Origin of the sequence: Photobacterium sp. GB-72 (assembly GCF_003026095.1) — a bacterium.
GTDB lineage: Bacteria > Pseudomonadota > Gammaproteobacteria > Enterobacterales > Vibrionaceae > Photobacterium.
In genome coordinates this window covers 19,434-31,599 of sequence record NZ_PYNV01000001.1, presented here as the reverse complement: position 1 = coordinate 31,599, position 12,166 = coordinate 19,434, and the positions used below count along the sequence as shown (strand labels likewise).

Sequence of the window (12,166 nt, the reverse complement as noted above, 5' to 3'; positions counted from 1 at the left end):
TAAAATGTTCCCATAATTCGACTGAAACTTTTAATTTGCCCATTTGCTGAAACGATTCAGCCAATATGAATAAGATTCGATACTATCGGAGTTAGAGATGTTGTCATTATCAAAACACGATATTGCTTTGCGTAAATCAGCAAACAATAAACAAGATGCAATCAAAGTACTGGCATCAGAGTTAGAGTCAGAAGGCTTAGTTAAAACGGGATACGTCAATGGTATGTTGGCGCGTGAAGCCCAAAACTCAACCTATCTTGGTAATGGTATAGCTATCCCACACGGTACAACAGAGACGCGAAATCTTGTTAATAAAACCGGTGTAAAGGTTCATCATTTTCCTCAAGGCGTAGACTGGGGCGAGGGGCAAACTGTTTATTTAGCCATTGGGATCGCTGCTAAATCCGATGAGCACCTTGAGATTTTAAAGCAATTAACCAAAGTGCTGTCAGCAGATGGTATCGATGAGAAATTAAAGCGTTGTGATTCAGCAGATGAAGTTATTACGATTTTAATGGGTTCAGAGCAATCGGAAGCAGAATGCAATGCTCAACTTGTTTTAAAAGATTTTCCAGCAACTGATTTATTACAGCTAAGTGCGGTTGCTGCCGGTTTAATAAAGCATCAAGGCTTTGCGAGCAAGCAAATGGTGGCGGATGTTGTCGCAAAAGAGCCGAGTTACTTAGGTCAGGGATTGTGGTTAATAAGTTGCAATCAAGAGGTTGAGCGAACAGCGATTGCTATTGTGACACCATCAGTAATCTTTAAAGAGCACAATCATCCAGTTAAAGGGGTAATTGTTATTGCGGCGAAAAACAGTAGCTATATTGCCAATATTGAACGACTCACTCAGCTGATTTATAGCCAAACGGTTGATGCGTTTTTGTCATCAAGCCCAGAGCAAATGTGTGCAGTGCTTTCTCAAACTCAATTAGAAGGCAATAGCGCAATATTTACGATTAAAAACCCGCATGGCTTACATGCTCGTCCGGGGGCAATGCTGGTTAATACCACCAAGAAGTTTGATGCAGATATACAAGTCGTTAATGTTTCTGGCGGCAGCAAAGCGGTTAATGCAAAGAGCTTAATGAAAGTGATTGGGCTTGGTGTTAAATGTGGTAACGAATTGAAATTTACAGCCAGTGGTAGTGATGCTGAACAAGCACTAACGGCGATCGGACAAGCTATTGCCGATGGTTTAGGCGAGAAACTTTAAGGGTGAAAATAATGAGCGAAACAGAAATTAAACCGTCACTTAAAGTTGTCGCCGTGACGTTAAATCCTGCTTTGGATCTAACTGGGCACCTATCATCTCTTACTGCCGGTACGGTAAATGTGGTGGATTCAGGTTCACTTCATCCAGCAGGTAAAGGCGTTAATGTTGCAAAAGTACTCGCGGAATTAGGTGCGGAAGTAACGGTAACGGGATTATTAGGCCGTGAAAATCAAGACGGTTTTTGTCAGTTATTTGAACAGATCGGTGTTACTGATAAATTTGTCAGGGTCGCAGGCGCAACACGTATTAACGTTAAATTGGTTGAGCAAGATGGGCGAGTAAGCGACATAAACTTCCCCGGTGTTGAAGTAAATGCTACTGACATTGCGAAATTTGAAGCGACATTATTTGAACTGGCAAATAGCCATGACGTTTTTGTTATCGCAGGTAGTTTACCCCGTGGAATTTCAACCCAGCAATGTGCGAAATGGATTGAGCAACTTCAACAGCAAGGTAAGCAGGTGTTGTTTGATAGCAGTAAAGCGGCTTTTGCTGAAGGGTTAGACGCAAAACCATGGCTGGTTAAACCGAATGATGAAGAATTAGCGGACTGGGCAAAATGCGAATTACACAGCGATGAAGAAATCATTGAAGTGGCAGAGCAGCTTGCTACTAAAGGCATTGAAAATGTAGTGGTGTCACTGGGTGCGAAAGGAGTGATGTGGCGCAATCATGAAGGTTGGTTACGTGCCGAGCCGCCTAAAATGACGGTAGTTAGTACTGTTGGTGCAGGTGATACCTTAGTTGCAGGTATGTGTTGGGGGCATCTACAGCATTGGACAAAATCAGAGACATTACGTTTTGCAACGGCGCTATCAGCGTATGCGGTCACACAAGTGGGTGTTGGCGTTGATGATATAAACGCAGTCAAAGCAATCGAAGAAAACGTTCAGCTTTCATAACAACATAAAAATATAACGTGAAAAGTGCAGAGGTCGAATAATGAATATTAGTATTATTACCGCATGTCCAAGCGGTATCGCAACAAGCTTAATTGCTGCCGGTTTACTTGAAAAAGCCGCCGCCGAATTAAAATGGCAAGCCAATATTGAGCGCCATACATCGTTAAAAGCAACCAATATGCTGACACAACTACAGATCGAACAAGCTGACTGTATTGTGATTGCCGCTAATGAAAATCTCGCCATTGATGAGCAACGTTTTGTTGGTAAGCGAGTCTTTCGTGCAGATGTTACCGCTTGCATGGAAAACCCAACCGCGTGGCTACAAAAAGCGGTTGAATTGGCATCAGAACTGACGGTTGAAAGTGTGGCAACTCAAGCGATATCGACCAAGAAAAAGATTGTCGCAATCACCGCGTGCCCAACAGGTGTTGCGCATACGTTTATGGCAGCTGAAGCGCTAGAGACCGAAGCTAAACGTCAAGGTTATGAGATTAAAGTTGAAACACGTGGTTCAGTTGGTGCTAAAAACCAGTTAACAGCCGATGAAATTGAAGCTGCTGACTTAGTGATTATCGCCGCCGACATTGATGTCGACTTATCGCGTTTTAATGGCAAAGCACTGTATAAAACCAGTACTGGATTGGCACTAAAGAAAACAGCCCAAGAAATAGAGAAGGCGTTTGAACAAGCAACGCCTTATACACATACCGTTAAAGAAAATAGCGAGAAGAAAGAAGAAAAAGCAGGCGTTTATAAACACTTAATGACAGGTGTATCTTACATGTTGCCATTAGTTGTTGCCGGTGGTTTGTCTATTGCACTGTCGTTTGTTTTTGGTATCGAGGCATTTAAAGAGCAGGGCACATTAGCGGCGGCCTTAATGAAAATTGGTGGTGAATCTGCCTTTGCATTGATGGTTCCTGTATTAGCTGGCTTTATCGCTTTCTCCATTGCAGATCGCCCGGGTCTAGCACCTGGCTTAATTGGCGGTATGTTAGCAAGTGCGACAGGTGCGGGATTCTTAGGCGGTATTGTTGCAGGTTTCCTCGCAGGTTACAGTGCAAAATTCTTAGCCGAAAAAGTGAAACTGCCACAATCAATGGATGCATTAAAACCTATTTTAATCATTCCGCTGGTGGCGAGTTTAATTACCGGTCTTGTAATGATCTACATTGTTGGTGGTCCAGTATCGGCAGCAATGGAAGGATTAACCCACTTCCTAAATACAATGGGCTCTGCAAATGCTGTGCTTTTAGGTGTGATTTTAGGTTGTATGATGTGTTTTGACCTTGGTGGGCCAGTGAATAAAGCAGCTTACACCTTTGGTGTGGGTTTATTAGCGTCACATACTTATGCGCCAATGGCTGCGGTAATGGCTGCAGGTATGGTACCAGCAATGGGCATGGGTTTAGCAACGTTCCTTGCAAAACGTAAATTTGCAGCAAGTGAAAATGAAGCGGGTAAAGCCTCTTTCGTATTAGGTTTATGCTTTATCTCTGAAGGTGCGATTCCATTTGCAGCGCGCGATCCTATGCGTGTGATTCCATGTTGTATGCTAGGTGGCGCATTAACAGGCGCATTGTCGATGTTATTTGGTGCAAAACTAATGGCTCCACATGGTGGTCTGTTTGTACTGTTGATCCCTAACGCCATCACACCGCCACTACTTTACCTTGTTGCAATTATTGCAGGTACATTAGTAACGGGTATTTCTTACGCGATATTAAAGCGTCCAGAGCAAAACTCGGCAACAGAACTAGATACAGCAAAAGCGTAATATAACGACAGATATAAAAATGGCGGGATGTATTGAATACACTTTATTAGAAAGTATATTCAGTCCATCTCGCCATTTTTTTGCTTAAAGTTTAACGTTGTGTTTACTGAGCAGGTTTCGCTTTATTTCGTGGGTTACGTGGAATGCCCGTATCACGATCAGTAATTGGTTTACGACGTTTAGGCTTAGTTGATTTTGTATTTTCACCACGTGGCGCATTGTTTTTCGAGCGTGTATCGCGACGAGGTTTACGCTCAGAATTTTCGCTATCACCGTCACGAGATGTCATTGGTTTTTTAAACTTAGGCTTATAGTTTAAAACCGAAACCGGTACGTCTTTTTTCGGAACAAAACCTTCGATTTCTTTACGTGTGATCAAATGACCAAGTAGGCTTTCAATCATGCATAGATTTTTAAAGTTATCGCGTGAAACAAATGAAATCGCTTCCCCCGATGCTCCTGCACGACCCGTACGACCAATACGGTGAACATATTCTTCTGGTGGGAACGGCAGATCGTAGTTAACAACACGAGTCAGTTGCTCAATATCGATACCACGCGAAGCGACGCCAGTGGCAATAAGATATTGCAATTTACCGTTTTTAAAATCTTCCAGTAATTGAGAACGTACGGCTTGGCTACGACCACTGTGGAAAGACTCAGCGGAAATGCCACGCTTTTCTAATTGGGTAACCAGTTTTGCTGCACCATGTTTAGTTTCGATAAAGATTAATGCTTGATCCCACTTTTGTTCTTGGATCAAATGGCTCAGCAGTGCTGATTTCATGTCTTTATCAACAGTAACAAGCCATTGATCGATTTTTGGATCAGCAGAAGCATCTTTTGCAACTGAGATTTCAATGGGATTACGCACCGCTGTTTTTGCAAGAAAGCGTACTTGATCAGAAAGCGTTGCAGAGAACAGCATGTTTTGACGATCAACAGGTAAACGCTCAACAATCTTATTAATGTCTTCAATAAAGCCCATATCTAACATACGGTCAGCTTCATCAAGTACAAGAATTTCAATGGCATCAAAGTGGATTGCACGCTTAGTGTACATATCTAATAGACGACCGGGAGTGGCGACAAGAATATCAACACCTTCAATTAAGCGACGTTTCTGTGGTTCGTAATCAACACCACCGTACATTGCCATTGACGTTAAATTTAAGTGCTTACTGTATTGCTTAATATTGTCTTCTACTTGAACGGCTAATTCACGTGTAGGCGCAAGAATGAGCGCACGTATACGTTTTGCGCGAACTTTGGTGCCATCATCTAGCATTTGTAGAATAGGCAGTACAAAACTGGCGGTTTTACCCGTACCTGTTTGTGCTGCTGCCATCAAGTTTTTACCGGTTAGTGCAACAGGAATGGCTTTTTCTTGAATAGGAGTAGGAGAGGTGTAACCCATTTCGGTTACGGCTTTAACGATAGAATCGTTTAATCCAAGCTTAGAGAATGGCATGTAGAATCTCAAAATAAATCATTAAATAGCTAATGCGGAGCACTAACTAACGCAAATACGTACATATTATACCACGCTTAACAATCAGCTGTATGTAGTCAGGCAGAGAAGACAAAAGCAACTAGTTACTAATGATGTTGTTTCTCACTAATGCGCGGCGGACATTATTACAAAGTTTGCCAAATCGACGGATCTCATCAAATTGCGGTGTTTCACCTCGTGAAATAGCGGATTCCCAATAGGTTAAATCAGTATCAACGAGCTCTAACAATTTTTTAGGACAACCGACGCATTTGTTATCAGGGCCACAGACAAACGTACTTTCATCATAAAGAGGAAATTGTTCTTTTACTTGGCTGATTATACTCAACATCGCCGTTTTACGGTCGGGCTTCTTATTCATCATAAAGACTTCCGATAAAATAATATTCTAAAACAGCATAAAACAAATATCTATTGGTAATCATCCTATACTTATGAAAGGTAATAAAACGAAGATATAGATAAATATCATATTGATATAAAACACTATTTTTATTCAATGATCATGTCTAAAAAATTAGCCATAAAGCGCAAATATGCTTTGCAAAATGCATTTTGAGAATAACAGTTTTAATTAATAAGACTTAATTACCTGATAAATCAATAAGTTGCCTGTTTGATAAATTGGCTGGTTAATTGCTCTGTTTTTAGGTAAGTCACTTGATTGTGTGTTGATAAAATTCAGTATTGCAGGGTGATAAGGATGGCAAGAATGATTCAAAGGCGAGATCTCTCGAAATTCGTAGCATCTTTTATGTTTATGACTTGGGCGTTATTGAGTAGTAATGCCTTTGCACAGCAAGATATGGTCGCAGAGCCTGATTGGTTAAAAGCGCAGATTGCAGATAAACAGCCTGTTGTGATTTTCGATGCCCGTGCGAAAGAAGATTATGATAAAGGCCATATACCTACCGCAATCAGTTTTCCTGTGGATGATACTTACGTTATCAAAGACGGTGTGTATTACGTTAAAAATAAGGTCACTATTGCCCCTCTTTTACGTAAAAAAGGGGTAACAAAAGACACCAAGATAATTGTTTATGATCAAGGTGAGCTTATGCATGCGTCACGCTTATTTTGGGTATTAGAGCTATATGGTGTGAAAAATGTCGCCATACTCAATGGCGGATTGAATGCATGGCAACAACATAATGCTTTGTCCCAAACAGCAAATAGATTACCTAAGTCTGATTTTGTTCCTGTCTTAAAATCGAATATTTATGCGAGTACGACAGTAGCAAAAGTCGCTGTCCATAACCCTAATTATGAGCTTTATGATAGCCGCACATATGATGAATATTTAGGGAAAAAATCCGTGACTGATAAATATGGTCGAATACCTAAAGCTAAATATATCGAGTTGAATGAGTTTTTTACGACTAATGCAGATGGTCAAAAAATCTTAAAACCTAAATCAGAATTGTCTGACATATTAAGTAAATTAGATAATAACAAGAAAACAATTACATACTGTAATAAAGGTACGGCTTCAACGTTATCTTATTTCTTATTTAAACAAGCTGGATTTAATGTCGCTCATTATGATGGTTCATGGTTAGATTGGTCTGCAAAAGGACTACCCATAGAGAAGTAATATTATCTAAAGGGTTAATGATGAAAAATAAATTGGACGATAATTGTCTTAAAAATGGAAAGAATGAGCGATTAAACGCCAAGATATCACATGATATTGATGTGCATCATTTGTACCATAAAACGAGTTTATTCAGTAAAATAGCGCTGGTAATGAGCAGTGTTCTACTGTGTGTGATGTTAACCGCGCTATATATTAGTTATTACAACAATACCCAGCGAGTCGTCAAAGACATTAAAGTAATGATGAATACCTTTTCACCATTAATCATTGATGCCGCTATTTATAAAGATACAGAAACGTCGATAGAATTAAATCGCTCATTGGAAACCCATAAAAAAATACTCTCTTTATCATTGTATGATTTAGATGGGGATTTAATCCATTTTTATGAGAAGAATGATGGCAACACTTATACACCATTAGCACAAGCCCCTGGTTTATCTATTTATGATGGGAACTATACCCTTACTTATCCAGTATCTTTTAATGGCGATAATATTTTTAATTACGTTATATATTACAGTTCGGCTGACATTATTCGGACGATATTAATACAGCTTTTTGTTTTTATTCTCCCGTTCTTGTTTTTTATTATCTTTATTTTAGTGTACATGTACCGCAAAGTGACAAGACCACTAACGTTTTTGATTGGTCAACTTCCTAAAATTGGTTCGGGTGGTGTGAATATTGCGGAAGTTGAAGATGCAGAAGGGGAGGTGTCATTATTAGCCAGTGAATTAAAAAAAGCTGATGAGTGTATTTACAATACGGAAAGCAAGCTACAAGGCTTAAATAGAAAATTACGAGAGCAGGCCAACGATTTAAGCGAAGCAATAAAAATAAAAGCCGAATTTATGGCGAATATGAGCCATGAAATAAGAACGCCAATGAATGGAGTCCTTGGCTTTGTACAATGCTTAGAAGAGCGAAATTTAGATCAAGAATCACAACGGCAGATTGGTTATATCAAAGAGTCGGCTTATTCATTGTTAGTTATTATTAATGAAATATTGGATTACTCTAAACTAGAGTCGGGTAATGTGGAATTACACATGACGCCATTTAATTTAAAGCCGTTTGTGCATAGCTGTGCGACTCCATTTATCCATCAAGCCAAGATAAAAAAAATACAATTATCAACAGAAATAGGTGAGGGGTTGGCAGATAGCTATACTGCAGATGAAGGTCGATTAAGACAAATTCTGATTAATCTTATTGGTAATGCGGTTAAATTTACCCATACAGGCTCTGTGACATTAGTGGTTGAAAAGCGAGAACCGCCTGAGCAGCAGTGCGAAGAATTAAAAAAATATAACGATAAACATATTCAATGGCTGCGCTTTAAAGTGAAAGATACGGGGATTGGCATTGCTGAAGAAAAACTCGCATTTATCTTTGATTCTTATACCCAAGCTGATGGCTCTATTTCTCGCCAATTTGGTGGAACAGGGCTTGGTTTATCTATATCTAACAGCTTATGTCGATTAATGTCAGCAAAATTACAGGTTGAAAGTACGATTGGTAATGGCACAGAGTTTTGGTTCGATATTCCACTAAAACAATCGGATATTCAGAGAAATGAAAATGGCGAAGATCATGCATTAATCACTAATCTTAGCATGTATGAAGATCGTAAGATTTTAGTGGTTGAAGACAGTATGGTTAATCAACAATTAATTAAGGCATTTTTAACAGCATTTGGTTTGAAAAACATCACCATTGTTAATGACGGGGTACAGGCGGTTGAGTATATGATAGAAAATACCGCCGATGTGATATTAATGGATTGTCAAATGCCTAATATGGGGGGATTAGAGGCGACAGAATTAATTAGAAAGATGCCGTCAATGTCTCGACCTATCATCATAGCCTTAACAGCAAACGTCATGGAGGAAGAGAAGAAACGTTGTTTAAGTGTCGGTATGGATGATTATGTATCGAAACCGATTGAAAAAATCATGCTTTATAAAAGCTTACTACGTGCATTTGATAATGAACATGGTGAATATTGGGCTGCCAATATTTAAAAAATTATCCTACCTATTAATACTGCCTATCAGTCTAATTGAAAAAAACGATTGTTTTTTACACGCTATTTTCTGTAATTTATTAGTCATAAAGTATCGATATGAATTATCACTTTGAGAGTTAGCGCCTATCTGATAAGTTACGACCCAGCAAGGTATTTAACACCATTAAGTAAGTAGAGAGAAAATGGCAGTTTTAGAAATTTTAACCGAACCAAATCCAAAGCTACGCGTTCAAGCAGAAGATGTTGTAGACGTGAAAGCTGAGCACATTCAAACGCTGATTGATGACATGCTTCATACCATGTACGAAACGGGTAATGGTATCGGTTTAGCGGCACCTCAAGTTGGCCGTAAAGAATCTATCATTGTTATCGACTTATCTGAAGAGCGCAACGAGCCACAGGTATTCGTAAACCCTAAGATTGTTCGTGGTGAAAATCCTGTTGTTGGTCAAGAAGGTTGTCTATCTGTTCCTGATTACTACGCAGATGTAGAGCGTTTTGAAAAAATCGAATTAACAGCGCTTGATCGTGATGGTAATGATATTCACCTTGAGCGTGATGATTTCCTTGCTATCGCATTACAGCATGAAATTGATCACCTAAAAGGTATTCTATTCATTGATTATCTATCACCTCTTAAGCGCCAAATGGCAATGAAGAAAGTGAAGAAATTCTTGAAGGCACAAGCGAAGTAATTCACTCTCGCTTAGAAAAAACGGTGAAAGGTTGATAGCCTCTCACCGTTTTTTTATGTCTTAATTTTGCGTCAAATTACAGTAATCAGATGGCATACCATACTCGTTTAATTCGTGACGCTGTAACGAAACTTGACGACCAAAAATAACCGGTTGGTTATATTTACCGTGACCGATAAAAGGGAAGTAATACACGGGTTTGCCAAGTTGTTTAGCAAATTGTTCAAGCACATGTTTATACATTAGACGGTCTTGATCGTTAGGATCCATGTTGTAGTACTGACCAAACACAATCGCATTAACGTCAAAGTCTTTTAAGAACAGTAATTGCTGAAGATAGCGATCAAGCTGGCGGTAAGTAACGCCAATATCTTCCAGCAGTAGGACTTTATTTGAAAAATCAGGTTGGTAATGTGTGCCAAAGGTGGCTGAAACTAATGTGTGATTACCACCGATAAGCTGACCCGATACAGATGCGCTCTTAGCTAAATCATTGAGAGGCAATACGTTGTTGTAGCTCACCCCGTCATTTATTAAGGTTTTTAAATCAGGAATAGGTTGCTCATTACCGCCGTTGGTCGCTTGATTGGTTGAGGCGTTCACAGCATGGACTGATTGCCAGCCTAATTCGTTATTAATAAAACTATGGATAGCTGTAACATCGCTAAAACCAACAATCATTTTTGGTTTTATTTCCTGCAACTGTGTCTTGTAAGCGTGCAAAAATGGCAAGAGGTTTAACGCGCCACCACCACCACGGAAGAACCATAGGACATCAATCGTAGGATCCAGTAAAGCGGCAATAAGGTTATTTGCTCGTTCTTGATCTGTATTCACATAACCGATGTCGGAAATCACTTGGTTTAAATATTTGGTGGTAACCATGTAACCATGGGCAATAAAAGTATCAACCACGTTATTGACGCTTTGTTCATCATATTGAGTTGAACATGAAATTAGGGCGATTTGGTTCAAATCTTTTGCGCAAATATGATCGGAATCTAACGCATTATTGTTCATTGTATTCATATTAGATCTGTCTTCAATTTAGCGTGTGCCATGTTAAAAACCACTGAAAAGCGTGGTTTTTAAAGATGGCAATGAGTATAACAGATTGTTTCTTCGTTATTTTAGGTCAGCGTCAGAAATCACGGCGCAGGGTAAATTGCACCTAATGTGGTTAATCGTGATGCGCCAGTTACTTCGGGTAAATTACCTGATAATCCATGTAGCGTGCGATAGCCAAGCCATGCAAATGCCATTGCTTCCATGTTATCGCTATCGACACCACGCTCATTGGTGGTCGTCACTGTCCAATCAATTAGCAGTTCTGTTAAACGACGCATTATTAATGGGTTATGGGCTCCGCCACCACACACTAATAACTCATTAGGCATGTTATCGGGCGTATCTTGCGCTGTTTTTCTTACATCGTTGGCAATGGTTACTGCAGTGTATTCCGCTAAGGTTGCCTGTACATCTTCAGGCTTAATGGTTAAACCTGATAAATGTTGCTCTAACCAAGGCAAGTTAAACAATTCTCGTCCAGTACTTTTCGGTGCAGATAGTGATAGGTAAGGTTCGCTGAGTAGGTTAGCTAATAGCTTTGAGTTAACCTTTCCTGATAATGCCCACTGTGCATTTTTATCATAGCTTTGTTGAAGGTGTAGGTTGATCCATGCATCCATTAACATGTTGCCAACACCAGTATCAAAACCTATTACGGGTTTATTCGGTGTCAGAACGGTTATATTGGAAATACCGCCAATGTTTAAAATGACACGATTAATGTTTTTATCGCTAAATAGTTGCTGGTGGAATGCAGGCACTAATGGCGCACCTTGACCGCCAAATGCCATGTCTTTACGGCGAAAATCAGCAACGGTAGTAATCCCTGTGTTAGCAGCGATGATATTGGCGTCACCTAATTGCATGGTAAAAGGATAGGGTGAATCGGGAGCATGGAAAACGGTTTGACCGTGACTGGCAACGGCTTTGATACTCTCTGCTGAGGTAGCTGTTTTCTCAAGTAATCCATTTACTGCATCTGCAAATAAATGGCCTAAACGGTGATCAAGCTCGCCAATGGCTAGGAGATTGGTTGACTGTCCAATACAAACGTCGAGTAATGCTTGCTTTAAATCACTCGGCATTGGGTGGTCATAATTGCCTAATAGGGTGATTTTAGTGTTATCTATTTCAACCAACACAGCATCAACACCGTCCATGCTAGTGCCAGACATTAGGCCAATATACTTTTCCATCGCAAATTCCATACATATTACAAGGCTGTAGCCATACTTTAGAGCTTACTGTTTCATAATTAAATAGATTTTAACGAAGTGCTTTGCATATATTTTAAAAGTGAAAC

General features: G+C 39.7%; 10 protein-coding genes. 6 read left to right on the top strand and 4 right to left on the bottom strand.

Going from position 1 to position 12,166, the window contains the following annotated elements:
- The first annotated feature begins 97 nt into the window (after positions 1-97).
- Genes fruB through fruA form a run of 3 tightly spaced genes read left to right on the top strand, consistent with a single transcriptional unit; the run spans position 98 to position 3,958 of the window.
- Positions 98-1,216: a fused PTS fructose transporter subunit IIA/HPr protein gene (gene fruB, locus C9J40_RS00160; protein ID WP_107245299.1), complete on the top strand. Its 1,119-nt coding sequence runs from the start codon at positions 98-100 to the stop codon at positions 1,214-1,216.
- An 11-nt stretch (positions 1,217-1,227) separates the two neighbouring features.
- Complete coding sequence (pfkB, locus tag C9J40_RS00155; protein WP_107245298.1) at positions 1,228-2,178, top strand: 1-phosphofructokinase; 951 nt, start codon at positions 1,228-1,230, stop codon at positions 2,176-2,178.
- 40 nt (positions 2,179-2,218) lie between these two features.
- Positions 2,219-3,958, top strand: coding sequence for a PTS fructose transporter subunit IIBC (gene fruA / locus C9J40_RS00150; RefSeq protein ID WP_107245296.1), 1,740 nt, complete (start codon positions 2,219-2,221; stop codon positions 3,956-3,958).
- Positions 3,959-4,061: 103 nt separating this feature from the next.
- Here the strand turns inward: fruA and C9J40_RS00145 are convergent, their stop codons facing one another.
- Positions 4,062-5,429, bottom strand: coding sequence for a DEAD/DEAH box helicase (locus C9J40_RS00145; RefSeq protein WP_107245295.1), 1,368 nt, complete (start codon positions 5,427-5,429; stop codon positions 4,062-4,064).
- A 121-nt stretch (positions 5,430-5,550) separates the two neighbouring features.
- On the bottom strand, positions 5,551-5,832 hold the full coding sequence (locus C9J40_RS00140) for a hypothetical protein (RefSeq protein WP_173425657.1): 282 nt from the start codon (positions 5,830-5,832) through the stop codon (positions 5,551-5,553).
- A 342-nt stretch (positions 5,833-6,174) separates the two neighbouring features.
- Between C9J40_RS00140 and C9J40_RS00135 the strand changes: the two genes are divergently transcribed.
- The 3 genes from C9J40_RS00135 (at position 6,175) to def (ending at position 9,795) form a co-directional block, all read left to right on the top strand.
- On the top strand, positions 6,175-7,065 hold the full coding sequence (locus C9J40_RS00135) for a sulfurtransferase (RefSeq protein WP_233217601.1): 891 nt from the start codon (positions 6,175-6,177) through the stop codon (positions 7,063-7,065).
- Between the two features lie 152 nt (positions 7,066-7,217).
- Positions 7,218-9,095 carry an ATP-binding protein gene (locus C9J40_RS00130; RefSeq protein WP_233217600.1) on the top strand — a complete coding sequence of 626 codons (1,878 nt, stop codon included), beginning with the start codon at positions 7,218-7,220 and terminating at the stop codon, positions 9,093-9,095.
- 187 nt (positions 9,096-9,282) lie between these two features.
- A complete protein-coding gene (gene def / locus C9J40_RS00125) occupies positions 9,283-9,795 on the top strand; it encodes a peptide deformylase (RefSeq protein WP_005367524.1) in 513 nt (170 codons plus the stop codon).
- Positions 9,796-9,855: 60 nt separating this feature from the next.
- Here the strand turns inward: def and C9J40_RS00120 are convergent, their stop codons facing one another.
- Both C9J40_RS00120 and C9J40_RS00115 read right to left on the bottom strand, forming a co-directional pair.
- Positions 9,856-10,824, bottom strand: coding sequence for an LD-carboxypeptidase (locus C9J40_RS00120; RefSeq protein ID WP_107245293.1), 969 nt, complete (start codon positions 10,822-10,824; stop codon positions 9,856-9,858).
- Between the two features lie 119 nt (positions 10,825-10,943).
- Positions 10,944-12,059 carry an anhydro-N-acetylmuramic acid kinase gene (locus C9J40_RS00115; RefSeq protein WP_107205906.1) on the bottom strand — a complete coding sequence of 372 codons (1,116 nt, stop codon included), beginning with the start codon at positions 12,057-12,059 and terminating at the stop codon, positions 10,944-10,946.
- Between the last annotated feature and the right edge of the window lie 107 nt (positions 12,060-12,166).

Excerpts from the sequence above, each read along its gene's own strand:
- fruB (WP_107245299.1), top strand. The coding sequence starts at position 98 with ATGTTGTCATTATCAAAACACGATATTGCTTTGCGTAAATCAGCAAAC.
- pfkB (WP_107245298.1), top strand. The coding sequence starts at position 1,228 with ATGAGCGAAACAGAAATTAAACCGTCACTTAAAGTTGTCGCCGTGACG.
- fruA (WP_107245296.1), top strand. The coding sequence starts at position 2,219 with ATGAATATTAGTATTATTACCGCATGTCCAAGCGGTATCGCAACAAGC.
- C9J40_RS00145 (WP_107245295.1), bottom strand. The coding sequence starts at position 5,429 with ATGCCATTCTCTAAGCTTGGATTAAACGATTCTATCGTTAAAGCCGTA.
- C9J40_RS00140 (WP_173425657.1), bottom strand. The coding sequence starts at position 5,832 with ATGAATAAGAAGCCCGACCGTAAAACGGCGATGTTGAGTATAATCAGC.
- C9J40_RS00135 (WP_233217601.1), top strand. The coding sequence starts at position 6,175 with ATGGCAAGAATGATTCAAAGGCGAGATCTCTCGAAATTCGTAGCATCT.
- C9J40_RS00130 (WP_233217600.1), top strand. The coding sequence starts at position 7,218 with ATGAGCAGTGTTCTACTGTGTGTGATGTTAACCGCGCTATATATTAGT.
- def (WP_005367524.1), top strand. The coding sequence starts at position 9,283 with ATGGCAGTTTTAGAAATTTTAACCGAACCAAATCCAAAGCTACGCGTT.
- C9J40_RS00120 (WP_107245293.1), bottom strand. The coding sequence starts at position 10,824 with ATGAATACAATGAACAATAATGCGTTAGATTCCGATCATATTTGCGCA.
- C9J40_RS00115 (WP_107205906.1), bottom strand. The coding sequence starts at position 12,059 with ATGGAAAAGTATATTGGCCTAATGTCTGGCACTAGCATGGACGGTGTT.